Here is a 23770-nt window from a genome sequence, read left to right on the forward strand (position 1 = left end):
CCGAGGGTCACATGTTGATCATGTGGCCGGCGAGGCCGTGGATCGCCTCCTTGACCGCCTCCCCGAGCGTGGGGTGCGCGTGGACGTTGCGCGCGACCTCGTGCACCGTCAGGTCCCACTGCTGGGCCAGCGTCAGCTCCGGCAGCAGCTCGGTGACCTCGGGCCCGATCAGGTGGGCGCCGAGCAGCTCGCCGTGCGTGTCGTCGCTGATGATCTTGACGAAGCCGGCCGTGTCGCCCAGGCCGTGCGCCTTGCCGTTCGCCATGAACGGGAACTTCGCCACCTTCACGTCGTAGCCCAGGTCGCGCGCCTGCGCCTCGGTGTAGCCGAAGCTCGCCACCTGCGGCTGGCAGTACGTCGCCCGCGGGATCATCACGTAGTCGAGCTCCATGGTCTCCGCGCCGGCGATGGTCTCGGCCGCGATGACACCCATGGACTCCGCGGCGTGCGCCAGCATCAGCTTGGCAGTCACGTCGCCGATGGCGAAGATGTGCGGCACGCTCGTACGGCAGCGCCCGTCCACCGCGATGGCGCCCCGGTCGGTCAGCGCCACGCCGGTCTTCTCCAGGCCGTAGCCGTCGACGCGCGGCTGGAACCCGATGGCCTGCAGCACCTTGTCGGCCTCGAGCACCTGCGTCTGGTCGCCCCTGGTGACGGTGACCTTGACGGAGGCGCCGGTGTCCTCGATGGCGTCCACGCGGGTCGAGGTCAGCACCTCGATGCCGAGCCGCTTGTAGCGCTTGGCCAGCTCGGCTGAGACCTCCTCGTCCTCCAGCGGCACCATCCGGTCGAGGAACTCCACGATCGTCACCTTGACGCCGTAGTTGTGCAGCACGTACGCGAACTCCACGCCGATCGCGCCGGCGCCCGCGATGATGATGCTGCCGGGCAACTCCTCGGAGAGGATCTGCTCCTCGTACGTCACCACGCGCTCCGACAGCTGCGTGCCGGGGATCAGGCGAGTGGTCGCCCCCGCCGCGATGATGCAGTTGGAGAACGTGATCGTCTCGCCGTTCACCTGGATCGTGTTGGCGTCCAGGAACGTGCCGCGGCCGTCGTACTCCGTGATGGCGTTCTTCTTCATCAGGAAATGAACGCCCTTGACCCGCCCGTCGGCCACCTTGCGGCTGCGCTGGAAGGCCGCCCCGTAGTCGAAGCTGACCTGGCCGCTGATGCCGAACGTCTTGGCCTCGTTGTTGAAGATGTGGGCCAGCTCGGCGTTGCGCAGCAGCGCCTTGGACGGGATGCAGCCCACGTTCAGGCAGACGCCACCCCAGTACTTCTCCTCGACGACCGCGGTGCGCAGTCCGAGCTGGGCGGCGCGGACCGCGGCCGTGTACCCTCCCGGACCCGCGCCGAGGACGACGACGTCATAGTGAGTGCTCATGAGTCGGACCATACCGTCAGCTAGACATCGACCTTGTACGAGAGGGTCAGCTCGTCGGCGGGCACCCCGCGGATGCCCCAGTTCGTCTTGGGCATCTCGATGATGGTGATCTCCACGTCCTCGGGGTCGTAGCCGGACCTGGCGTAGATCTCCTTGATCAGCGCCCGCTTGGCGTCGTCGCTGCGCCCGGTGAAGCAGATCACCTCGATGATGAGGTAATTCTCACTGCGCCCCGGGCAGACGAAGTCCTCCTCGTCCAGCAGCAGGAAGCGGTGGAACCGCTTCTCCGGCGGCAGGCCCCACGCGCTCACCAGGCACGACTGCACCAGATCGGAGATCTCCCGCTGCCGCCCGGCCCACACGTCCCTGCGCCCGTACACCTTCACTTGTGCCATGTCGGCAATATAGAGGTCGTGATCCGCATACTCCTGGCCGACGACGAGGCCATGATCCGCGCCGGCGTCGGGGCGATACTCGCGTCCGACCCTTCGCTGGAGGTGGTGGCCGAGGCGGGCGACGGCAGGCAGGCCGTCGATCTGGCCATCAGCCACCGCCCCGACGTGGCGCTGCTCGACATCCGCATGCCCAGGCTCGACGGGCTGGCGGCGGCGGCGGAGCTGCGCAGGGTCGCGCCGCGGACGGCCGTGGTGATGCTGACCACGTTCGGGGAGGACGACTACATCGCCAAGGCGCTCGACGTGGGGGCGAGCGGGTTCCTGCTCAAGTCGGGCGACCCGCGCGAGCTGATCGCCGGGATCCACGCGGTGGCCGAGGGCGCGGCGTACCTGTCGCCGAAGGTCGCCCAGCGGGTGATCGCGCAGCTCTCCGGCGGCAGGATGGCCAAAGGCGCCAGGGCCCGCGACCGCATCGAGACACTCACCGAGCGCGAGCGCGAGGTGCTCGCCCTGCTCGGCGCGGGCATGTCCAACGCCGAGATCGCCCGTCAGCTGCACATCGTCGAAGGCACGGTGAAGGCGTACGTGAGCGCCATCCTCACCGGACTCGACGTGCGCAACCGGGTGCAGGCCGCGATCATCGCCCACGAGGCCGGGTTGGTAGCCTGACCCGTGATGTATCGCCTCGTGTTCACGCAGGTCTTGCGGCGTTTCGACGCCGAGGCCGTGCACCATCTCACCGTGAGCGCCTTCGCGCTCCTCGCCCGGCTGCCCGTGCTCAAGCGGCTGCTCCACCGGGCGCTCGCGCCGCACGACCCGGCCCTGCGGGTCTCCGCGTTCGGCGTGCACTTCCCCGGCCCGCTCGGGCTGGCCGCCGGGTTCGACAAGGACGCCGCGTGCGCCGAGGCCGTCGCCGCGCTCGGGTTCGGCCATGTCGAGGTCGGCACGATCACCGCGCACGCCCAGCCGGGAAATCCGCGCCCGCGCCTGTTCAGGCTGGTCAGGGAGCGCGCGCTGATCAACCGGATGGGCTTCAACAACGCCGGGGCCGTGGCCGCCGCCCGCAGGCTGCGCCGCGCCCGAGGCGTCCCCGTCGTGATCGGGGTGAACATCGGCAAGACCAAGGTGGTGCCCGAGTCCGGGGCCGTGGCCGACTACGTGGCCAGCGCCAAGGAGCTCGCCCCGCTGGCCGACTACCTCGTGGTCAACGTCAGCTCGCCCAACACGCCGGGGCTGCGCGACCTCCAGGCGGTCTCGCTGCTGCGCCCGCTGCTCACCGCGGTCAAGCAGGTCGCGGACGCCACGCCCCGCCGCACGCCGCTGCTGGTGAAGATCGCGCCCGACCTCGCCGACGAGGACGTCGACGCGGTCGCCGACCTGGCGGTGGAGCTGGGCCTCGACGGGATCATCGCCACCAACACCACGATCAGGCACGGCGGCGAGACGGGCGGGCTGTCGGGCCGCCCGCTCAAGGGCCGCTCGCTGGAGGTGCTCAGGCGCCTGCGCGCCAAGGTCGGCGACCGCCTCACGCTGGTGTCGGTGGGCGGCGTGGAGGACGTGGACGACGTCTGGGAGCGGCTGCTGGCCGGGGCCACCCTGGTCCAGGGCTACACGGGCTGGATCTACGGCGGCCCGCTCTGGGCCTCGCGCATCCACCGCCAGCTCTCCAGGCGCGTACGCCGCCACGGCCTGAAGTCCATTGCCGAGGCCATAGGCCGAACGGCCTAATCTAGTACGGGTGATCGAAGACGTACCCCTTTCGGACGGCGTCATCCTGCGTCCGGCCGTCGAGCAGGACGCCGAGGCCCTCCTGCACGCCTACACCCGCAACCGCGACCACCTGAAGCCATGGGAGCCCCGCAGGCCGGCGGACTTCTTCACCCTGCCGGGCCAGGCCCTGCGGCTCAAGGACCTGCTGGAGCAGCAGGCGCAGGGCCGCTCGGTGGCCTGGGTGCTGGCGGACGGCGACAGGATCGTGGGCCGCATGACGCTCAGCGGCATCGTCCGCGGCCCCTGGCTGAGCGCCGACCTCGGCTACTGGGTGGACGGCGACTACACGGGCCGCGGCCTGGCCACCGGGGCCGTGCGAGAGGTGTGCCGCATCGCCGACCAGGAGCTGGGGCTGCACAGGATCGCGGCGGGCACCCTGCTCGACAACGTGGCCTCGCAGAACGTGCTGCTCAAGGCCGGGTTCGAGCCGTACGGCACCGCGGAGCGCTACCTCGCGATCGACGGCAGGTGGCAGGACCACCGCCTCTTCCAGCGCATACTCAACGACCGCCCGGCCCCCTGAGTCACAGGCTCGGCCGGGTCGACTCCGCGTCGTGGGTCATGGCGTCGATGCGGGCCATCACGGCGGAGACGTTCACCACGCCCGGCCGGTGCGGGCGCCGCCGCTGCCACGGGTGCGGCCCCGCGAGCGGCCGGTACTCCACCCCGATCGCGTCCAGCCGGCCCAGGTGCTCCTCCAGCCGCCCCATGAAGCCGTCAGAGGACGACCCCGCCCAGGCCACCTCCGCCAGCGCGCAGGCCCTCGGCCACAGCCGGTAGTCGACCGTACGGGCGTCCGGCACGCGCTCGGTCCAGAGCTGCGCCTGCACGCCCACGACCCGCGCGCGCTCCTCGTCCGTCCACGAGTCCGGCGCGGCGTCGAAAGCGGCCACGTCCGCGACGGTGATCGCCTCCCCGATGGCCATCGGCTCGTCGGCGGAGGCGGACTCCGCGTAGTCGAAGTACAGCGGGAACACCGGGGTCGCCACCACGTCGTGCCCCGCCGCGGCGGCCCGGCGGCCCACGCCCATGCCGCGCCACGGCATCACCAGCGTGTCCTGGCGCAGCCCGCCGCTGACGAACGCCTCGTCCCACACCACGGCCCGCGCGCCCCGCTCGGCCAGTGCGTCCGCGAGCCGCCGCAGGAACCAGGCCTGCAGCTCGTTGACGGAGCCCAGCCCGAGCGAGTCGCGGTACGCGGAGATCTCCGCCGACCCGGTCCAGTGGTCCAGCACGACCTCGTCGCCGCCGATGTGCACGTAGGGCGTCTCGCCCAGCGCCCCGATCAGCTCGTCGAAGACCGTGGTGAGGAACTCGACGGTCGGCGGCAGCGGCGACAGGATCGCGGGGGAGATGCCCCACCGGTCGAGCACGTCGTACGGCTCCCCGGTGGCCCCGAGCGCCGGGTACGCCGCCAGGATCGCCGACGCGTGCCCCGGCACGTCGATCTCGGGCACGATCGTGACGCACCGCGCGCGGGCGTAGGCGCCGATCTCGGCCAGGTCGTCGAGCGTGTAGTAGCCGCCGTGGGGGATGTCGTCGTAGGCCACCGGCTCCCGGTGGAAGGTGGTCATCGTGCGCGGGCGGTGCGAGGAGACCTCGTGCAGCAGCGGGTACGCCCTGCTCTCCACCCGCCACCCCTGGTCGTCCACCAGATGGAGATGGAGGCGGTTGAGCTTGTGCATCGCCATCAGGTCGATCAGGCGGAGTATTTCCCGCTTGGGGAAGAAATGCCGGGCCACGTCCAGGTGCAGCCCGCGCCAGGCGAACCGCGGCGCGTCCTCGATCCGCACCCCGGGCACCGGCCACGAGGCTCCGGTGGAGAAGCGGTAGGAGGCGTCAGGGAGCAGCTGGTGCAGCGACTGCGCCGCGTAGAAGGCCCCGGCGCGGCCGCCGGCCACGATCTCCACGCCCCGCGAGCCGGCCGTCAGCCGGTACGCCTCCTCGCCCAGCCCGGGATCCCGCCGTACGTCGATCTCACCGGAGTCGCCGGGGCGCAGGTCCAGCCCGGGGAGCGCGAGACGTACGGCGTCGAGCAGGTCGCCGGACACGGTCGCGCCCGAGGTCAGCTCGAAGGAGCCGGAGAGATCAGTCAGCAGCTCTGGGCGAGGGATCATGCCTTGAGATACTGCTGCAATCCGTTCGCCAGCGCCACCGCGACCTTCTGCCGGAACTTCGGATCCGTCATCTTGGCCGCGTCCCCGGCGTTGCGCATGTTGCCGCACTCGATGAAGATCTTCGGCACCGTCGACAGGTTGAGCCCGCCGAGGTCGTTGCGGTAGTCGAGCGCGTTGCGGCCGATGTAGTTGGAGTACGGGATGCCGGTGCCCTTGGCGTAGGCGTTCCGTACGTCGATCCCGAGCCTGCTCGAGGCGCCCACGACCTTGTCCACCGGACCGTCGATCTTCTTGGGCATGATGACGTGGAAGCCGTGGTTGCCCGGGGCGGCCCCGTCACCGTGGATGGAGATCGCCGCGTCGGCCCCGGCCTTGTTGCCGATCGCGGCCCGCTGGGTGATGCAGGGGCCGACGCCGTCGTTGCCGGTCCTGGTCAGCTTGACCTTCGCCCCGCGGTCCTCGAGGACCTTGACCAGCCGCTGCGAGACGTCCCACGTGAAGGCGGCCTCGGTGTAGCCGCTGTTGGTCTCGGTGCCGGTCGTGTCGCAGGGCTTCCACTTGGTCAGCACGTTGACCTTGCGGTTGACGGCCTTCGGGTCGCGGTAGTTGCCGCCGTTGTGGCCGGGGTCGATCACGACGACCTTGCCCTCGAGCGGCTTGGCGCCGGGCGGGGCCTGCTTGGCGGCGGTCTGAGTGGCGGGAGCCTGGGTGGCGGGAGCCTGCTCCGCGACGGTCGCGGGAGCGGCCTGACCTGCCGCGGCGCCACCGGAGCCGGTGCCGCCACACGCGGAGGCGATCAGGCCGCAAACGGCGAGTGCTGAAGCTTGCAGAGCACGCATGACATCCAAGTTACGGCAAGGCCGGAGCTGCATCCCGCTTTATGCCGACTCCGGCGGGTGGTGTGCCGTACGTCCTCCGCGAGCGCCCGCGCTCACCAGACGTGCTCGCCGACCTCCTGCCGCTCCAGCAGGGCGGCCAGCTCCCGCGCGTCCTCGGCGTCGAGCCCGAGGACGACGCGGGGCCGGCCCCATGGGTGGTCGAGGGAGTGGGCGACGTAGCTGGCGACCGACTCCGCGGCGCCCTCGCCGGCCCGGCCCCTTCCCTCCCGCCAGTGCCCCCAGGCGCGCTCGAGCTCGGCCGCCGCGCGCTGGGCGCAAGACACCAGTTCCGGATCACGCATGACTGTTCCCCCGGATCAGATCGTGACCGGAGTGAATCCGGCCACAATTAGCATGACCCTGACGAGTAAACAGCCGCGCGGCCACGGCTCCGCGCGGCTTGACCCAGCTTTGATCCTCTTTTAGACAGGCCCCGTGCTCCGTCGCACGATGAGTTCAGGGTGGATCTCCCGCAGGCGGGACACCTTGGCGGGGTCCCCGATCCGGTCGCTCAGCAGCGCCGCCGCCGACCTGCCCATGGACCTGCGGGCCTGGTCGATGGAGGTGAGCGAGACATGATGGGAGGCCGCCAGGTGCGTGTTGTCGTAGCCGACCACCGAGAGGTCTTGCGGGACGCGCAGGCCCAGTTCGCTCGCGGCTGAGAGCACGCCGAGCGCCACCACGTCATTGGCGGCGAAGATCGCCGTGGGCCTGGGGTCGCGGGTCAGCAGCGCCAGCGCCGCCTCCTTGCCGCTCTCCTCGGTCGAGTCCGCGGCCTCGACCATGATGTACGGCGCCAGCGAGTGCCTGCGCATCGCCACGAGGTAACCCTCGCAGCGCGACGATCGGCGGCCCTCGATGTGCGCGATGCGCTTGTGTCCCAGCCCGACCAGGTGATCGATGGCCAGGCGGGCGCCGAGCTGATCGTCGTCGACCACGATGTCGACGCCGTCGAGCTCGATGTCACGTTCCCCTACGACGACGGTCGGGGTGTAGGCGGTGGCCTCGATCAGCGTCTCGCTGGTCGGCGCGATGCCCAGGAGGACCAGCCCGTCCACCCGGAGCTCGAGGAAGGCCTCGACGGCCTCGTCCTCGAAAGCCGGGTCCCACTGGCTGTTCCCGATGAGCATGCGCAGCCCGTCGCCGTGCAGGCTCTCCTGCAGGCCGTCGAGGAACTCGGCGTAGAACGGATTGTGCAGGTCGGCGACGAGCGCGCCCACCAGATGAGTGCGGCCTTCCACCAGGCTCCGCGCGACCGCGTTCGGCCGGTAGCCGAGCTCGCGGGCGGCCTGCAGCACGGCCTGGCGCCGGTGCTCGCTCACGTGCGGGGATCCGCGCAGCACGAGAGAGACCAGCGATTTCGAGACGCCGGCTCGTTCGGCGACGTTGCGGATGGTAGGTCTGGGCCGAGGCAGTGCGTCTACCTCTCTGAGCTCAGTAATGGTTGACGTGTTGACGGGCGGTCCTGACATGTGTCTCCCCCGCGATGCGGATATGGGCACCTGTCTGACCAAACGATCGAGTTAGCCGCAGGGTACGGCCTCCGTCACTGATTGACTCAGGGATCCCGACATTGACCGGATATCCACACGTCAGCTGACGGCACGGCGTCGGCTACTGTGCAGGTGTGACACCCGGGAAGTCAGCCGAGACGGCACGACCCGCGCGGCGCAGGCTCAGCGTCGACCGGCGTCGCGAGGAGCTCATGGCGGCCGCGCTCGAGCTGTTCAGCACCCGCGACGCGGAAGACGTCTCGATCGACGACGTCGCCTCCGCGGCGGGCGCTTCGCGGGCCCTGGTCTACCACTACTTCGGTGGCAAACAGGAGCTCTATGTGGCCGCGCTGAAGAGCGCGGCGGAGCAGCTGGAGTCCCGGCTGCGCCCCCAAGGGGGCGGCAGGCCGCTCGACGAGCTGGCCTCCGGGCTCAGGCGCTACTTCGATTTCGTCGAGGAGCACGCGACCGGGTTCGCCGCGTTGCTGCGTGGGGGTCCCGCCGACAGGGCGGGCGAGGTCGGTGAGATCGTCGACGGTGTCCGCCGGCGCCTCTTCCGCCTCATCCAGAAGCAGATGCAGGTGGATGAGCCGAGCCCGGTGCTCCGCATGACCCTGCGGTCGTGGATCGCCTCCGTGGAGACGGCCGGCCTCGACTGGCTCGAGCGCCGTGACATCGAGCGGCCGATGCTGGAGAAGCTGCTCGTCGATCACATGGTCGCGCTGCTCCGCGTGGCCGCGGCGCACGACGGCGAGGTGGCGGGGTTGCTCGAGCGCTTGAGCTGAGGAAGAAGAATGGCGCCGGGCGGGCGGCGCCACCTCTCCCATGCGACGTTGTCGTCACACTGGTGGACCAGGCCGTCGGCCTGGCTCACCATACCCCCCTGAGGTTCGTGACGACCTCTCATTCACTCCGAGCGCTGCTGCGGAATGCCCGCGAGCAGGGCCCGGACCTCGGTCTCCCGGTAGCGCCGATGACCGCCGAGGGTGCGAATCGACGTCAACTTGCCTGCCTTGGCCCACCGCGTAACGGTCTTGGGGTCGACCCTGAACATGGTCGCGACCTCGGCGGGCGTGAGCAGCGGCTCGGCCTCGGGTGTACGAGCTGACATTTGTGCGGCCTCTCCTCCGTGTGGACCGGCTTAGCGATCCTGTGACTGCCTTTGCGCGTGTCACGGATGTCCCCCTATGGCACAGAGCGTGCGGCTTTTCCGCGCCATATGCGGCATCACCCGATGTGACCATACCGCCACGCAGAGCGATTGGCGAGCCCTTCTTTGACCCAACTGCCCGCCCCCATGGGGATGTCACGCTCGGTGATTCTAGCGACACGGTTCGTGGTATCGCAGTGAAAACGGCAAACTACTCAGTTCGCAGAAGAGAGCAGCCGCGAGACGTGACCTACTCATGCAGGTCAGACGGTCGCATTGGGCCTCAGTTGGCAGATTCCAGCTGTTGCATTGACTTCCACCGGAGGATCACCCTCTGGTACATGGCGTAGGCAAGTTCTTCTTGACCCGTGTCCAGGCCCGTCAGGGCGGCCGACAGCTCGGCCACCGACTGGTCCGCCTGCAGCGCGTCGTCGTCCATGAGGTGCACGAGCCCGCCGTAGTCGAGCTCGACCAGGGAATGGGGATGGAACTCCTCCAGCCACCTGGCGACGTCCTCCACGTCGAAGTTGACCGCGGCGTCGCCCAGGTGCCTGCGCAGCACGCCGAGCGCGCGCGCCGTGCGCCTCCTGGCCTGTGCCATGGAGGTGACGTAGATCAGGTTACGTCCGGTAGTCGTCGTCACGTCCTGCCCAGGAGTGGAGGAGCCGAGCACCAGCCAGCGCTCGTTCCCATCAAACGGCACGAACCACGATGGCGGCACATGCCACGCCGTGGTGCGAATGTGGGTGCGCAACGCGGACGAACCGGCCTGCCGCTTGAACCGGTCGAAGTCGTCGGCGGTCTGCTCGGCGATCGCCTTGGGCACGAGACGGTCCATCAGCTTCACGGGAGCGGTGCCACGCAGCCTTGAGAAGGCCAGCCACGAGCGCAGACGGGTTTGCCAAGGGCATACGTAGAGACGGTCCTCAACGCGCCTCAGATAGGCGTTGGGGCTCTCCTGCGCGGGAACGGGTTGAGGGGGCATGCCGAGGAGGCGCATCACCGACTCGCCGTGCTCCACATTGAGCGCGTTCGCGCGTCGAGGGCGGTCACGGGAGTCGGCGTAGTCGGCCCACACCTTGCGCTCGGACTCGGCGAACGCGGTCAGTGGCTCATAGACGCGGAGGTAGGCGGCATAGGGCAGCACGGAGGCATCGTGTCACGAAGCGAACCTGCGTGCACCGTTGTGGCTTTACTACGCTGAGGCGATCTCCGCCGCGAAGGCGCGGCGGACCGGACAGGGAGTCACCACCGTGACCGACGTCTTCGGCACGTCCCACAAGGACGTCCACGAGCAGGTCGTGTTCTGCGCCGACGAGCAGAGCGGCCTGCGCGCCATCATCGCCATCCACAACACGGCGCTGGGCCCGGCCCTGGGAGGCACGCGGTTCTACCCGTACGAGAGCGAGAGCGCGGCCCTGGCCGACGTGCTCAACCTCGCCAAGGGCATGGCGTACAAGAACGCGCTGGCCGGGCTCGACCTGGGAGGCGGCAAGGCAGTCATCATCGGCGATCCGGCCCGTGACAAGAGCGAGGCGCTGCTGCGCGCGTACGGGCGGTTCGTGCAGTCGCTCGGCGGCCGCTACATCACGGCGTGCGACGTGGGGACCTACAGCGAGGACATGGACGTCGTCGCCCGCGAGTCCCGCTTCGTGACCGGCCGCACCCGTGCGCACGGGGGAGCGGGGGATTCCTCCATCCTCACGGCCTTCGGCGTGTTCCAGGGCATGCGGGCCTCGGCCGAGCGCGTGTACGGCACGCCCTCGCTGCACGGCAGGCGCGTCGGCGTCGAAGGGGTCGGCAAGGTGGGCCACCGCCTGGTCGAGCTCCTGTACGAGGACGGCGCCGAGGTGGTGATCTGCGACGTCGACCCCGAGGCGGTCGAGCGGGTGCGCCGGCGCCGCCCCGAGGTGGACGTGGTGGCCGACGCGGAGGAGCTGACCGCGTCCGACATCGACGTGTTCGCGCCGTGCGCGCTGGGCGGCGTCCTCGACGACGCCACGGTCGCCAGGCTCCGGGCCCGGATCGTCTGCGGGGCCGCCAACAACCAGCTCGCCCATCCGGGCGTCGAGAAGCAGCTCGCCGAGCGCGGCATCCTGTACGCGCCCGACTACGTCGTCAACGCCGGAGGCGTGATCCAGGTCGCGGACGAGATCGAGGGCTTCGACATGGAGAGAGCCAGGTCGAAGGCGACCCAGATCTATGACACGACTCTGAAGATCTTCCGAATAGCGGCCGATGAGGGCGTTCCTCCCGCCGTCGCAGCGGATAGGCTAGCCGAGCGCAGAATGTCGGAAGTCGGGCGTATTCGGGGCATTTGGCTGGGCCGCTGACTCCCCACGCCCATACGACGTACCGAGCTGGGCACAAAACAGGTACGGTAATAGGCGAACGATAGGCTGACGCCCAAAGTGAGCGGCGTCAGTGTGTGGTGCGTTAGCGACGAGGGGTCGGGGACGACCCCACACGAGGGGGTCGAGCCAATGGGGCGCGGCCGAGCAAAGGCCAAGCAGGTCAAGGTTGCTCGCCAGCTGAAGTACAACAGCGGTGGCACGGATCTTGACCGTCTTCGCGACGAACTCGGGGTCGGAGACTCCAGCAGTGACGACGCCGACGACCTCAACGATGAGCTGGCGGATCGCTATGCCGATTACGCCGATGACTATGGCGCCGGAGACGACGACGATGGCCGTCCTTCCGGTCGTCGGTAGCCGTTCTCCTGGTTGATGAGGCGAAAGGCCCGGCGCGAGGCCGCGCCGGATCTTCGCCCATGCTCGTCGGGCCCCACGGGTAACCGTGGGGCTTCGTCACGTGGTCGGTCGTTCTATAACGTGTTGAGCCCCCGCCCGTCCACGGGCCGGGGGCTCAAGCCGTGTTACCGGTAGCGCGCACGTCCGTCGCCGGGAACGATCTCACCCATCACCCAGGCGTCCAGCCCCCGGGCGGCCAGCACCCGGATCGCCTCGTCCGCGGCGTCGGCGGCCACCACGGCCGCCATCCCCACCCCGAGGTTGAACGTGCGGTCCATGTCGGCCTGCGCGATGCCGCCGTGCCCGGCCAGCACGCCGAAGACGGCCGGCGGCGTCCACGAGGAGCGGTCCAGCAGGGCGTCCAGATGCCCCGGCAGCGACCGTGACAGGTTGCCCTCGATGCCCCCGCCCGTGATGTGCGCGTACGCGTGCACGTCAACGGCCCTGGCCAGCTCCAGGCAGTGGAGCGAGTAGATCCGGGTGGGCTCCAGCAGCTCCTCGCCCAGCGGCCGCCCCAGCTCGGGCAGCACGGCGTCGAGGGAGAGCCCGGCCTCGCGCAGCACGTGGCGCACCAGCGAGTAGCCGTTGGAGTGGATCCCCGAGGAGGCCAGGCCCAGCACCGCGTCGCCCGCCTGGACCCGCGAGGCCCCCAGCATGGCGTCGGCCTCGACGACACCCGTGCCGGCCCCTGCCAGGTCGTACTCGTCCGGCCCCATGGCCCCGGGGTGCTCGGCCGTCTCACCGCCCACCAGAGCGGCTCCCGCCAGCCGGCAGCCCTCGGCCACCCCGCCGACGATCTCGGCGACGCGCTCGGGCACCACCTTGCCGCAGGCGATGTAGTCAGTCATGAACAGCGGCTCGGCCCCGCAGACCACCAGGTCGTCGAGGACCATGCCGACCAGGTCGATGCCGATCGTGTCGTGCTTGCCGTACCGCTGGGCGATCATGACCTTGGTGCCGACGCCGTCGGTGGAGGTGGCGAGCAGCGGCCGCCGGTAGCCCAGCAGCGCCGAGGCGTCGAACAGCCCGGCGAACCCGCTGGCGTCGTCGACGACCTCGGGCCGGCGCGAGGCCGCCACCTTCTCCTTCATCAGGTCGACGGCGCGCTCGCCCGCCGCGATGTCCACGCCCGCGGCCTCGTAGGTACTCACGCTTTGCTCTCCAGCACGAACTTGCCCACGTTGTCCTGATCGATGGGAATGGGGTAGGAGCCGTTGAAGCAGGCCATGCAGAGCCGCTCCGCGGGGATGGTGGTGGCCTTGGTCAGGCCCTCCAGGGAGATGTAGCCGAGCGAGTCGGCGCCGAGCGAGGCCCGGATCTCCTCCACCGTCAGGGACCCCGCGATCAGCTCCGCCCTGGTGGCGAAGTCGATGCCGTAGAAGCACGGCCAGGCCACGGGCGGCGAGGAGATGCGTACGTGCACCTCCTTGGCCCCGGCCTCGCGCAGCATGCGGACGATGGCGCGCTGCGTGTTGCCGCGCACGATCGAGTCGTCCACGACCACCAGCCGCTTGCCCTCGACCACCTCGCGCAGCGGGTTGAGCTTCAGCCGGATGCCGAGCTGGCGGATGGTCTGCGACGGCTGGATGAACGTGCGGCCCACATAGGAGTTCTTCACCAGGCCCTGGCCGTACGGGATCCCGCTCTCCTCGGCGTAGCCCACGGCGGCCGGGGTGCCGGACTCCGGCGTGGGGATGACCAGGTCGGCCTCCACCGGGTGCTCGCGGGCCAGCACGCGGCCGACCTCGACCCGGGTGACCTGCACGCCGCGCCCCGCGATGGTGGTGTCGGGGCGGGCGAGGTAGACGTACTCGAAGAGGCAGCCCTTGGGCTCGGCCAGGGCGAACCTGCGCGACCTGACGCCGCGCTCGTCGATGGTGAGCAGCTCGCCCGGCTCGATCTCGCGGACGAACGTGGCGCCCACGATGTCGAGGGCGGCCGTCTCGGAGGCCACCACCCAGCCCCGCTCCAGCCGGCCGAGGACCAGCGGGCGGATGCCCTGCGGGTCGCGGGCCGCGTAGAGCGTCTTCTCGTCCATGAACACGAGCGAGTAGGCGCCCTTGACCTCCGGGAGCAGCTCCGCCGCGGTGTCCTCGATGGAACGCGTGCGGTCCTGCGCGAGCAGCGAGGTGAGGACCTCGGTGTCGGTCGTCGCGCGGATGGAGCCCGGAGCCAGGCGCTCGGCCAGCTCAGGGGTGTTGATCAGGTTGCCGTTGTGGGCGAGCGCGAGCCCGCCGACCTCGGTGGAGCTCAGCGTGGGCTGCGCGTTCTCCCACACGCTCGACCCGGTGGTGGAGTAGCGGCAGTGGCCGATGGCCAGGTGGCCGCGGAGGGTGCTCAGCACCGACTCGTCGAAGACCTGGGCGACCAGGCCCATGTCCTTGTAGATGAGAATGCGGCTGCCCTCGCTGACCGCGATGCCCGCGGACTCCTGGCCGCGGTGCTGCAACGCGTACAGCCCGTAGTAGGTGAGTTTGGAAACTTCCTCGCCCGGAGCCCAGACGCCGAAGACGCCACAGGCGTCCTTGGGAGCGCGGTCATGGGGGTCCAGGTCATGGCCGAGCCGGCCGTCGCCCTTCAGCACATGCCTCAGTCTAGGTCGGAGGCTTCTGTGCTCGCACACCCGGGGGCGCCAACGGAGGCTGCGGCGTCGGCGCGGATACCAGGTCCGCGGGGCCCGGCCGCCGCCTGCCGGTTTGGCGGATGGAGACGGAAGTATGGACGGCCTTTTACCGTGTCGCCGGGTTTAGCCGATGCTCTCCGCGAAAGGGTGAAGTATCCCGCATGCACACCCGTCGGGGAGACGCAGACGTGACCACATCTGGGGACCCGAACGAGCCCCGCTCGGGTCAGGACCCGCGCGAAGGCCGTCCGGAAGAGGAAGAGCCCGGCCGGCCCGCGCCCGATTGGTGGCGCGAGGGGGAGCCTGCCGAGGAGGGCGAAGAGCGCCCCGGCCAGGGGGAGGAGCCGATCGCCCCCGCACCGCCCGTGGTGCCGCCGCCCGACGTGCCGCCGACGCACGAGCCGAGGCCGGGCGGCGAGCCGAGCCATCCCGACCTGCCCACCTCGCCCGAGACCCCGCCGCCCGTCGGGAGCGACGCGGAGGTGACCCAGGCGTACCCGATCCCCGGGGCCACCCCGCCGTACCCCGGCTGGGGCGGCGCTCCCGGAGAGGGGGAACCGCCGGGCAGGCCGACGCCCTCGCGGTACGAGGGCGAGCAGCCGTCCTTCACACCGCCGGGAGAAGGACCCCCGCCGGGAGAAGGACCGCCGCAACGTGAAGGGGCGCCGCAGCCCGAAGGACCGCCGCAGCCCGAAGGACCGCCGCAGCGCGAAGGACCGTCGCAGCGCGAAGGGGCGCCGTCCGACGAGACCCCGCCTTGGGGGATCACCCCTCCGGCAGGAGGCCCGCCGCCCGGGCAGGGAGTGCCCGGCGGTGCGCCGTACCCCGGCGGGTACGGCGCTCCCCAGGGGCAGGAGCCGGCCGTCCCGGGTACCACGCCCTCCAGCCCGTACGGCGGTCCGCCCGGCTACGGCCCGCCACCCGCGGGAGCCCCCTACGGCGTGCCGTACCAGCAGGCCCGGCCCGGCAGCGGCCTGGCCACCGCGTCGCTGGTGCTCGGCGTGGCCAGCCCGTTCCTGGTGTTCGTCTGCTTCACCGGCCTGATCACCGCCATCCTGTCGATCGTCTTCGGCTGCGTGGCGCTCGCCAAGCGCGCGGGCAAGGGCCGTGCCGTCGCCGGCATCGTGATCAGCGCGTTCTCGCTCGTCCTCTTCGCGATCGTGGCCATCTGGTTCTGGAACGTGGTCCAGGAGTGCGCCCACCTGCCGGGCCAGCTCGCCGACAGGTGCTTCGAGCAGAAGTTTCCCTGGATGAGCGGCAGCCGCTAGAGCGGCAGATGCGCCGACAGGTCCGCCCGCGCCCCGCTGGCCGCGACCAGGCCATTGGCCATGGCATCGGCCCAGGTCAGGCGGCCAAGGGCGAGCTCGATCCAGGTGCGCCCGTCCATCTCGACCACGTTCGGCGGCGTGCCCCGGGTGTGGCGGGGGCCTTCGACGGCCTGGACGGCGGCGTACGGCGGGACGCGTACCTCGACGGTCCGGCCCGGCGCGGCCGTCGCCAGCCGGTCGAGCAGGTGGCGGACCGCCTGCCTGGCCGCGTCGCGCTCGGGCTGGACCCCGCGGTCGTAGGCGGCCAGCACGGCGGCCACGAGCGCGTCGGGCAGCGTGGAGGCGGGGCCGTCGTAGGGCGGCTCGTCCAGGGCGACGAGCTGGCCGTCGAGTGCGGATCTCAGCTTCTCAGGGTCCGGTTTGCGTGGTGGCACCCCACCATTGTCTCCCTGGAAGCGTTCATCAAGACGGAGGTCGTCGTTCACCTCAGGTTTCGCCGGCGACCGTAACCTCCCCGGCGGTACAACCGCGCACATTGATGGAGGACCTGTGGCGAACCCCAACGCGGGCGGACGGCCGCTGCTGCCGTTGCTCTCGACCCCGCACAAAGGCGGTCGCTCCGCGCTGACCTGTCAGTTCCGCTGCGGCAACGCGTGCGCGCATGACGTGGCCAACACCACCGCCAACGGCTACTTCGGCGATGTGGTGAAGGAGGCGCTGTCGCGGCGCGGTGTGCTGCGCGCCGGCGCGCTCGGCGCGCTCGTGGCCGGCGCCGGCATCGCGGGGGCGGCGCCGGCCATGGCCGACGAGCCGGAGGCGGCGGCCGAGGTCCAGGGCCGACCGGCCGGCGACCTCCGTTTCACCCCGGTGGCCCCCAACACCGACGACGCCCTTACCATCCCCGACGGCTACCGCTCGTCCGTGGTCGTGCGCTGGGGTGACCCCGTGCTGCCCGACGCGCCCGCCTTCGACTTCGACAACCAGAGCGCCGACGCGCAGAACAAGCAGTTCGGCTACAACAACGACTACGTCACGCTCTTCCCGATGGGCCGCGACCGCGCCCTGCTCTGGGTGAACCACGAGTACACCGACGAGAGCCTGATGTTCCGCGGTTACACCGGCGGCGCCGCCGCGACCGAGGAGCAGATCAAGATCGCATTGGCCGCGCACGGCGGCTCGGTCGTGGAGATCGAGCGGGCGAACGGCACGGGCGAGTGGAAGCTGGTCACCAAGGGCCGCCGCCGCTACAACCGCCGCATCACCGCTCAGACCCCCATGGCCTTCTCCGGCCCCGCGGCCGGCAGCGACCTGCTCAAGACGGCCGCCGACCCCGAGGGCCGCAAGCCCGTCGGCATGCTGAACAACTGCTCGGGCGGCACCACCCCGTGGGGGACCGTGCTGACCGCCGAGGAGAACTTCGACCAGTACTTCGTCAACGGCGACAAGGTGCCCGCGGAGCAGAAGCCGTACATCTCCCGCTACACGATCACCACCGGGACGCCGTCGAGCAGCCGCAGGTTCGACCGGGTGGAGGAGCGCTTCGACCTGGCCAAGCACCCGAACGAGGCCAACCGGTTCGGCTGGATCGTGGAGATCGACCCGTTCGACCCCGACTCCACGCCGATCAAGCGGACCGCGCTCGGCCGGTTCAAGCACGAGGCCGCCAACACGACGCTGGCGCGCGACGGCCGCCTGGTCGTGTACATGGGTGACGACTCGCGCTTCGAGTACATCTACAAGTTCGTCTCGAAGAACCGCTACATCCCGGGATTCGACCGGCACAACCGCGCGCTGCTGGACGAGGGCACCCTGTACGTGGCCAAATTCACCGGCGACAGCCCCGCCTCCGAGATCGACGGGAGCGGCAAGCTGCCCTCCGACGGCCAGTTCGACGGCTCGGGCGAGTGGATCCCGCTGGTCTCCGGCGACAGGTCGTTCGTGGACGGCATGACCGCCGCCGAGGTCCTGGTCCACACCCGCGTGGCCGCCGACAAGGTGGGCGCGACCAAGATGGACCGCCCGGAGGACATGGAGCGCAACCCGGTCACCGGCGGCGTGTACGTGGCGCTGACCAACAACTCCAACCGCACCGCGGCCCAGGTGGACGAGGCCAACCCGCGTCCCTCCAACAAGCACGGCCACATCCTGGAGATCGTCGAGAGGCGCAATGACGCGGGCGAGAAGACGTTCGCCTGGTCGCTCCCGCTGGTCTGCGGCGACCCGAACGACCCCACCACCTACTTCGCCGGCTACGACAAGACCAAGGTCTCGCCGATCTCCTGCCCGGACAACGTGACGTTCGACAGGGACGGCAACCTGTGGATCGCCACGGACGGCAACCAGCTCGGCAGCAACGACGGCATGTTCGTGATGCCCGTGCGGGGCAAGGAGCGCGGCCACCTGCGCCAGTTCCTCACCGTCCCGGTCGGGGCGGAGACCTGCGGCCCGCTGGTCACCCAGGACCAGCGCAGCGTGTTCGTGGCGGTGCAGCACCCGGGCGAGACCGACGGCGCCAGCCCGGACAGGCCCTCCAGCCGCTGGCCCGACGGCGCCCAGCCGCGCCCGGCGGTCGCCGTGGTCTGGCACGGCCAGGGCAGGAAGGTCGGCAGTTGACCTCAAGTTAACTTGAGGCAATACCGTTCCATGCCATGAGCATGGAGATGACCGCCTGGCACCAGCTGTATTCGATGAACAACCAGAAGGAGCGTCGCCCTGTCACCAGGGCGACGCTCCGTCGTATTGGCGGCTTCGCCCGGCCGCACCGCCGCAGGATCACGCTGTTCCTGCTGCTCAGCGTGGTGATGGCGGGCCTGGCGGTGGGGTCACCGTTACTCGCGGGCCGGGTGGTGGACGCCATCTTCCGCGGCGAGGCGCTGGACGTGGTCGTCGTGGTGGCGCTGGCGATCGCCGGCCTGGCGATCGCCGAGGCGGGGCTCGGGCTGCTGAACCGGTGGCTCTCGGCGAGCCTGGGCGAGGACCTGATCCTCGACCTGCGTACGGCCGTCTTCGACCACGTGCAGAAGATGCCGATCGCGTTCTTCATGCGGACGCGCACCGGAGCGCTGGTCAGCCGCCTGAACAACGACGTGATCGGGGCGCAGCGGGCCTTCACCGACACCCTGTCCGGTGTGGCGGGCAACATCGTGACGCTCGTCCTGACGCTGATCGCGATGATCGGCATCTCCTGGCAGATCACGCTGCTCGCGCTCCTGCTGCTCCCGGTGTTCGTGCTGCCGGCCCGGCGGATGGGCACGAGGATCGCGCGGCTCCGTCGCGAGGCGGCCGACCACAACGCGGCCATGGGCACGCAGATGACCGAGCGCTTCTCGGCGCCGGGCGCGACGCTGGTGAAGCTGTTCGGCCGCCCCGCGCACGAGTCGGCCGAGTTCGCGAGCCGGGCCGGGCGGGTGCGCGACATCGGCGTGCGCACCGCCATGAGCCAGTCGGCCTTCGTCACCGCGCTGACGCTGGTCTCCGCGCTGGCCCTGGCGCTGGTGTACGGGCTCGGCGGCTTCTACGCGCTGCGCGACCAGCTCGCGCCCGGCGCGCTCGTGTCGATGGCCATGCTGCTCACCCGCCTGTACGCGCCCCTGACCGCGCTGGCCAGCGCCCGCGTGGACGTGATGAGCGCGGTCGTCAGCTTCGAGCGCGTCTTCGAGGTTCTCGACCTCGAGCCGCTCATCAAGGAGCGGCCCGGCGCCCGCGAGGTGCCGGAAGGCCCGGTGTCGGTCGAGTTCGACGATGTGCGCTTCGCCTACCCCTCGGCCGACAAGGTCTCGCTCGCCTCGCTGGAGGAGGTCGCCACGCTCGACTCGCGCGGCGGTGTCGAGGTGCTGCACGGCGTCTCGTTCAAGGCCGAGCCGGGCCAGATGGTGGCCCTGGTGGGCTCCTCCGGCGCGGGCAAGTCCACGGTCGCGCAGCTCCTGCCCCGGCTGTACGACGTCGACTCGGGCTCGGTGCGGCTCGGCGGCGTGGACGTACGCGACCTGACCGCCGACTCGATCCGCGACACGCTCGGCATGGTCACCCAGGACGGCCACCTCTTCCACGACACGATCAGGGCGAACCTGCTGCTCGCCAGGCCCGAGGCGAGCGAGGACGAGATCTGGGACGCCCTCGGCAGGGCCAGGCTGGCCACCCTGATCGAGTCGCTGCCCGACGGGCTCGACACGGTCGTGGGCGAGCGCGGCTACCGCCTGTCGGGCGGCGAGCGCCAGCGGCTGACGATTGCCCGGCTGCTGCTGGCCAGGCCCAGGGTGGTCATCCTGGACGAGGCCACGGCGGCGCTCGACTCCACCTCCGAGGCGGCCGTGCAGGCGGCGCTCGGGGAGGCGCTCGAAGGCAGGACCGCCGTGGTGATCGCGCACCGGCTCTCCACGATCCGCGCCGCCGACCTCATCCTGGTGATCGAGGACGGGCGCGTGGTCGAGCGCGGCACGCACACCGACCTGCTCGCCGCCGGGGGCCGTTACGAGGAGCTGTACCGCACTCAGTTCGACGAACCCACGGTGGCGGTGGCCTGAGTGACCTGAGGCTCGTCCTGGCGCTCCTCGGAACGGCGGGGGGCGCGCAGGGAGTAGAGCGCGACCGGGATCGCGATCAGCACCACGGCGGCCGCGATGACCAGGGTGAACTGGTACGCGTCCAGGAAGGCGTGCAGCGGCGGCAGGTCGCTGCCGCTCTGCCTGGAGCTCAGGATCGCGCCCAGCACGGTGACGCCGAGCAGCCCGAACACCTCACGCGACACGTTCAGCACGCCCGAGGCCACGCCGGACCTGCCCTTGGGCATGCCGCCCAGGATCGCGGCCGTCAGGGGCACCAGCATGCCGCCGCCCAGCCCGTACAGCAGGAACCAGGGCGCCACGTCCGTGTAGTCGGCGTCGGCGCCCACGCCGGAGAGCAGGTAGATCGCCGTCCCCATGAGCGCCATCCCGAGCGCCACCGTGCGCCCGATGCCGATCCGCGCGCTGATCCGCTGCGACAGCATCGCGATCACGGCCATGACCAGGGCCATCGGCACGAACGCGGCGCCCGCCTGGGTGGGGGAGAAGCCGAGTACGTTCTGCAGCCAGAGGGCGCTGAAGAAGTAGATCCCGAAGACGCCGAACGACCAGACGCCCATCGTGAGCAGGCCGCCGGTGAACACCTTGGCCTTGAACAGCGACACCGCGATCATCGGCTCGGCGGCCCGCGCCTCGACCAGCACGAACGCCACGGCCGCCGCCGCGAACACGCCGAACGCGGCCAGGATCTCGGGGGAGGTCCAGCCGGCGCCCTCGCCTTCGATGAGCGCGTAGGTCAGGGCGAACAGAGCGAGCGCCGAGGTGGCCAGGCCCGGCACGTCGATGCGGTGCCGTACGCGGGTGAAGGCGGGCCTGACCGCCCACATCCCCAGGCCGAAGGTCACCACCCCGATCGGGACGTTGATCAGGTAGATCCAGCCCCAGTGCAGGTGCTGGCTGATGAAGCCGCCCGTGATGGGCCCGAGCGCCATGGAGAGCGCGCCGGCGGCGCTCCAGATGCCCACGGCCCTCCCGCGCTCGCCCGGGTCGGGGAAGATCTGGGTGATCAGGGTCAGCGCGGTGGGCGTGAGCAGCGCCGCCCCGACGCCCTGCGCCGCCCGCGCCGCGATCAGTGCCGTGCCCGAGCCGGCCAGCCCGGCGGCCAGCGAGGAGAGCGTGAAGACCGCCAGCCCGCTGAGGAACACCCTGCGGGCCCCGAACACGTCCGCGAGCCGCCCGCCGACCAGCATGAGCCCGGCGAAGACCAGGATGTACGAGCTCACGATCCACTCAAGCCCCGAGATCGTCAGCCCGAGCTCCCGCTGGATCGTCGGCAACGCGACGTTGCCCACGTTGTTGTCCAAGTAGGTCATGAACGTGCCCAAGGTCACCGCGACCAATGCCCACCATCTCACGACAATCTCCTCCTGTACGCCGTACTTGTACGTCGTATAGTGAACTTGTACGGCGTATAGTTGTCAACCGTGATGGGAAAATTGACCGCACAGGCGATCGCGGAACGGGCTCTGGAGATCGGCGACGCCGAGGGGCTCGACGCCGTGACGATCCGGCGCCTGGCCACGGAGCTGGGCGTGACCCCGATGGCCCTCTACTGGCACTACAAGAACAAGGAGCAGCTGATCTTCGGCATGGCCGACCACCTGATCGGCAGCTTCGCGCCCAAGCGGGCCGACGACCGCCCGTGGCAGGAGCAGTTCCGCGACCTGATCGAGGGGCTGATCAGGACGCTGCGCACGCATCGCTGCGCCAAGAGCGTGCTCGAGCAGATCGACGCCGTCGAGGTGCCGAACTTCCTGGCCGTCTGGGACCAGGCGCTCGGCCTGGCCCGCAGGGCCGGGTTCGGCATCGACGAGAGCTGCCTGATCAGCAAGTACATTCTGCAGAGCGCCATCGCCATCGCCGACGCCCCCGTGCACGTCAAGACCGTCGACCCGGCCGCGGTCCGGGCCAAGATGGCAAGCCTGCAGTCACTGCCCGAGGGGACGTACCCGTACCTGGTGGAGATGGCCTCCCCGCTGATCAAGGGGACGGAGCCGAGGCTGTACGACACGTTCGGCGTCGATCTCGTCCTCAGCGGCATAGAGGCGCTGGCGGCCAGACGTTAGGGTCGTGCTCGTGACCTTCGAGCTGATCTGCGAGATAGAACCCCCCACCAAGCCCGACCTGAAGCACGTCAGGCATCAGATCGGCACGATGAGCAAGATCGCCCACTCGTTCCTCATCCCCGACAACCACATCGGCCGCGCCACGGTGTCGAGCGTGGCGGTGGCCCACGAGGTCCAGGCCATGGGCGGGCGCGGCATCGCCTGCCTCAACTCGCGCGACCGCAACCTGCTCGGCTTCCGGCGCGACCTGCTGACGGCGGCGGCGTACGGGGTGGAGCAGTTCCTCTTCGTCTACGGCGACAAGCCGACGAGCGGCAACCGCACCAGCGACCTCACCGTGCGCTCGATGATCGAGGAGGCCCGCCAGTTCTCCCCGGGCGTCCGCCTGGGCGCGGCGGCCTCGATGCGCTCGCTGCCCGCCTGGAAGCGCGCGGCCGACTTCCTGTTCCTCCAGGTCGGCTTCTCGCTGGAGGCGCAGCTGCGCTGGCGCGACGCCCACCCGGTGGACGTGCCGGTCTACGCGGGCGTCATGGTCCTGGCCAGCGAGCGCCACGCCCGCATGCTGGCCACCGCGATCCCCGACATCGACCTGCCGGAGGAGCTGATCGCGAAGGTGGCCGGGGACCGCATGGCTGGGGTGGAGGCGGCCTGCGAGCAGGTGCTCGCGATCCGCGACTCCGGCGCCTTCGACGGCGTCCACCTCATCCCGGTCTCCCGCTACCGCGACGTGGAGTCCAGGCTCGCCGCCGCGCTCAGATGAGCCCGAGCTTGAGCATCAGGGCGCGATCGAGCTCCGCTGTCTCTTCTGCTTCGAGCGCGCCTATGAAGTCGCCGAGTCTCGATGGTGACACGGTGTAGATCTGGTCGGTCAGCACACGTGACTTCTTGCCGTTGAACTCGACTTCGGGGCGATAGATCGCCGGCCCGGCACCTGTCGAGGTCAGAGCGACGGTGATGCTGCTGGTGGCGAAGCGGTCCGACTGGATGATCACTGCGTAGCGGCGGCCCTGTTGCTTATGGTCGCGAGCTCCAGGGAGCGCCTTGAGCTGGTAGATCGCGCCTCGGAATATCACTCTGCAACGCCCATGAAGCGTTCAATCGCCAGCATCTCGGCCTGATCGACAGGGTCGTTCCGCAGCCGCTCCGCATCCGCCGCGGCCTGTTCGAGCAGCATCTCCTTGTAGGTGTGAAGGATGGCGTAGCGGACGGCTTCGGAGCGGGTTCCCTTCTCTCCCGCCAGCGCGCGAAGGGCCGTCTCCATTGCCTCATCGGTGCGTACGTTGAGAGTTCCCATATCCGAAGCGTATTACA

General features: G+C 70.2%; 25 protein-coding genes. 11 read left to right on the plus strand and 14 right to left on the minus strand.

Annotation, left to right across the window (positions count from 1 at the left end; genetic code table 11):
* Positions 1 to 7: 7 nt before the first annotated feature.
* Positions 8 to 1387: a dihydrolipoyl dehydrogenase gene (gene lpdA, locus AB0H84_RS15300; protein WP_357603659.1), complete on the minus strand. Its 1380-nt coding sequence runs from the start codon at positions 1385 to 1387 to the stop codon at positions 8 to 10.
* A gap of 20 nt (positions 1388 to 1407) precedes the next feature.
* The gene (locus tag AB0H84_RS15305; protein WP_357603661.1) at positions 1408 to 1782 is read right to left on the minus strand and encodes a tautomerase family protein; all 375 of its coding nucleotides are present in this window, start codon (positions 1780 to 1782) and stop codon (positions 1408 to 1410) included.
* Positions 1783 to 1800: 18 nt separating this feature from the next.
* On the opposite strand from AB0H84_RS15305, the gene AB0H84_RS15310 reads away from it, so the two are divergent.
* Genes AB0H84_RS15310 through AB0H84_RS15320 form a run of 3 tightly spaced genes read left to right on the plus strand, consistent with a single transcriptional unit; the run spans position 1801 to position 4075 of the window.
* Positions 1801 to 2451 (plus strand): response regulator transcription factor, encoded by a 651-nt coding sequence (locus tag AB0H84_RS15310; protein ID WP_357603663.1) that lies wholly within the window; start codon positions 1801 to 1803, stop codon positions 2449 to 2451.
* 6 nt (positions 2452 to 2457) lie between these two features.
* Entirely contained in the window at positions 2458 to 3510 is a 1053-nt protein-coding gene (locus AB0H84_RS15315; RefSeq protein WP_357603665.1) for a quinone-dependent dihydroorotate dehydrogenase, read from the plus strand.
* 10 nt (positions 3511 to 3520) lie between these two features.
* The gene (locus AB0H84_RS15320; RefSeq protein WP_357603667.1) at positions 3521 to 4075 is read left to right on the plus strand and encodes a GNAT family N-acetyltransferase; all 555 of its coding nucleotides are present in this window, start codon (positions 3521 to 3523) and stop codon (positions 4073 to 4075) included.
* Between the two features lies 1 nt (position 4076).
* On the opposite strand, the gene AB0H84_RS15325 is transcribed toward AB0H84_RS15320, so the two are convergent.
* The 4 genes from AB0H84_RS15325 to AB0H84_RS15340 all read right to left on the minus strand — a co-directional run bounded on the left by AB0H84_RS15325 (position 4077) and on the right by AB0H84_RS15340 (position 8019).
* Positions 4077 to 5669 carry a beta-N-acetylhexosaminidase gene (locus tag AB0H84_RS15325; RefSeq protein WP_357603669.1) on the minus strand — a complete coding sequence of 531 codons (1593 nt, stop codon included), beginning with the start codon at positions 5667 to 5669 and terminating at the stop codon, positions 4077 to 4079.
* Positions 5666 to 6508 (minus strand): N-acetylmuramoyl-L-alanine amidase, encoded by an 843-nt coding sequence (locus tag AB0H84_RS15330; RefSeq protein WP_357603671.1) that lies wholly within the window; start codon positions 6506 to 6508, stop codon positions 5666 to 5668. The genes AB0H84_RS15325 and AB0H84_RS15330 overlap by 4 nt, the downstream gene beginning before the upstream one ends.
* Positions 6509 to 6600: 92 nt before the next feature.
* Positions 6601 to 6849 (minus strand): hypothetical protein, encoded by a 249-nt coding sequence (locus tag AB0H84_RS15335; protein ID WP_357603673.1) that lies wholly within the window; start codon positions 6847 to 6849, stop codon positions 6601 to 6603.
* A gap of 120 nt (positions 6850 to 6969) precedes the next feature.
* Positions 6970 to 8019 (minus strand): LacI family DNA-binding transcriptional regulator, encoded by a 1050-nt coding sequence (locus tag AB0H84_RS15340; protein ID WP_357603674.1) that lies wholly within the window; start codon positions 8017 to 8019, stop codon positions 6970 to 6972.
* Positions 8020 to 8174: 155 nt separating this feature from the next.
* Between AB0H84_RS15340 and AB0H84_RS15345 the strand changes: the two genes are divergently transcribed.
* Positions 8175 to 8825 (plus strand): TetR/AcrR family transcriptional regulator, encoded by a 651-nt coding sequence (locus AB0H84_RS15345; protein WP_357603675.1) that lies wholly within the window; start codon positions 8175 to 8177, stop codon positions 8823 to 8825.
* Positions 8826 to 8947: 122 nt separating this feature from the next.
* Here the strand turns inward: AB0H84_RS15345 and bldC are convergent, their stop codons facing one another.
* Entirely contained in the window at positions 8948 to 9151 is a 204-nt protein-coding gene (gene bldC, locus AB0H84_RS15350; RefSeq protein ID WP_013133571.1) for a developmental transcriptional regulator BldC, read from the minus strand.
* 322 nt (positions 9152 to 9473) lie between these two features.
* Complete coding sequence (locus AB0H84_RS15355; RefSeq protein ID WP_357603677.1) at positions 9474 to 10337, minus strand: hypothetical protein; 864 nt, start codon at positions 10335 to 10337, stop codon at positions 9474 to 9476.
* A 106-nt stretch (positions 10338 to 10443) separates the two neighbouring features.
* Here AB0H84_RS15355 and AB0H84_RS15360 point away from each other — a divergent pair, with 106 nt between their 5' ends.
* Both AB0H84_RS15360 and AB0H84_RS15365 read left to right on the plus strand, forming a co-directional pair.
* Entirely contained in the window at positions 10444 to 11523 is a 1080-nt protein-coding gene (locus tag AB0H84_RS15360) for a Glu/Leu/Phe/Val dehydrogenase dimerization domain-containing protein (protein WP_357603678.1), read from the plus strand.
* Positions 11524 to 11673: 150 nt separating this feature from the next.
* Entirely contained in the window at positions 11674 to 11901 is a 228-nt protein-coding gene (locus tag AB0H84_RS15365; RefSeq protein WP_345001228.1) for a DUF3073 domain-containing protein, read from the plus strand.
* A 164-nt stretch (positions 11902 to 12065) separates the two neighbouring features.
* Here AB0H84_RS15365 and purM read toward each other — a convergent pair whose 3' ends face one another.
* Positions 12066 to 13091 carry a phosphoribosylformylglycinamidine cyclo-ligase gene (purM, locus tag AB0H84_RS15370; protein WP_357603680.1) on the minus strand — a complete coding sequence of 342 codons (1026 nt, stop codon included), beginning with the start codon at positions 13089 to 13091 and terminating at the stop codon, positions 12066 to 12068.
* Complete coding sequence (purF, locus tag AB0H84_RS15375) at positions 13088 to 14524, minus strand: amidophosphoribosyltransferase (protein WP_357603682.1); 1437 nt, start codon at positions 14522 to 14524, stop codon at positions 13088 to 13090. Before purF ends, purM begins: the two co-directional genes overlap by 4 nt.
* A gap of 227 nt (positions 14525 to 14751) precedes the next feature.
* Between purF and AB0H84_RS15380 the strand changes: the two genes are divergently transcribed.
* On the plus strand, positions 14752 to 15831 hold the full coding sequence (locus AB0H84_RS15380) for a DUF4190 domain-containing protein (RefSeq protein ID WP_357603684.1): 1080 nt from the start codon (positions 14752 to 14754) through the stop codon (positions 15829 to 15831).
* Here AB0H84_RS15380 and AB0H84_RS15385 read toward each other — a convergent pair.
* On the minus strand, positions 15828 to 16265 hold the full coding sequence (locus AB0H84_RS15385) for a sterol carrier family protein (RefSeq protein WP_357603686.1): 438 nt from the start codon (positions 16263 to 16265) through the stop codon (positions 15828 to 15830). The two genes, AB0H84_RS15380 and AB0H84_RS15385, sit on opposite strands and share 4 nt — an antisense overlap.
* 115 nt (positions 16266 to 16380) lie before the next feature.
* Here AB0H84_RS15385 and AB0H84_RS15390 point away from each other — a divergent pair, with 115 nt between their 5' ends.
* On the plus strand, positions 16381 to 18444 hold the full coding sequence (locus AB0H84_RS15390; protein ID WP_357603688.1) for a PhoX family phosphatase: 2064 nt from the start codon (positions 16381 to 16383) through the stop codon (positions 18442 to 18444).
* A 35-nt stretch (positions 18445 to 18479) separates the two neighbouring features.
* Positions 18480 to 20354, plus strand: a complete 1875-nt coding sequence (locus AB0H84_RS15395) for an ABC transporter ATP-binding protein (protein WP_357603690.1) — start codon at positions 18480 to 18482, stop codon at positions 20352 to 20354.
* Here AB0H84_RS15395 and AB0H84_RS15400 read toward each other — a convergent pair.
* The gene (locus tag AB0H84_RS15400; protein ID WP_357603691.1) at positions 20321 to 21748 is read right to left on the minus strand and encodes an MFS transporter; all 1428 of its coding nucleotides are present in this window, start codon (positions 21746 to 21748) and stop codon (positions 20321 to 20323) included. The genes AB0H84_RS15395 and AB0H84_RS15400 overlap by 34 nt on opposite strands.
* A gap of 72 nt (positions 21749 to 21820) precedes the next feature.
* On the opposite strand from AB0H84_RS15400, the gene AB0H84_RS15405 reads away from it, so the two are divergent.
* Complete coding sequence (locus AB0H84_RS15405) at positions 21821 to 22459, plus strand: TetR family transcriptional regulator (RefSeq protein WP_357603751.1); 639 nt, start codon at positions 21821 to 21823, stop codon at positions 22457 to 22459.
* Positions 22460 to 22469: 10 nt separating this feature from the next.
* The gene (locus AB0H84_RS15410; RefSeq protein ID WP_357603692.1) at positions 22470 to 23219 is read left to right on the plus strand and encodes a methylenetetrahydrofolate reductase; all 750 of its coding nucleotides are present in this window, start codon (positions 22470 to 22472) and stop codon (positions 23217 to 23219) included.
* Here AB0H84_RS15410 and AB0H84_RS15415 read toward each other — a convergent pair.
* Both AB0H84_RS15415 and AB0H84_RS15420 read right to left on the minus strand, forming a co-directional pair.
* The gene (locus AB0H84_RS15415) at positions 23212 to 23532 is read right to left on the minus strand and encodes a type II toxin-antitoxin system PemK/MazF family toxin (protein ID WP_357603693.1); all 321 of its coding nucleotides are present in this window, start codon (positions 23530 to 23532) and stop codon (positions 23212 to 23214) included. The two genes, AB0H84_RS15410 and AB0H84_RS15415, sit on opposite strands and share 8 nt — an antisense overlap.
* Positions 23529 to 23753, minus strand: a complete 225-nt coding sequence (locus tag AB0H84_RS15420) for a hypothetical protein (protein ID WP_357603695.1) — start codon at positions 23751 to 23753, stop codon at positions 23529 to 23531. The genes AB0H84_RS15415 and AB0H84_RS15420 overlap by 4 nt, the downstream gene beginning before the upstream one ends.
* Between the last annotated feature and the right edge of the window lie 17 nt (positions 23754 to 23770).

Origin of the sequence: Nonomuraea sp. NPDC050786, from assembly GCF_040654115.1 — a bacterium.
Taxonomy (GTDB): Bacteria; Actinomycetota; Actinomycetes; order Streptosporangiales; family Streptosporangiaceae; genus Nonomuraea.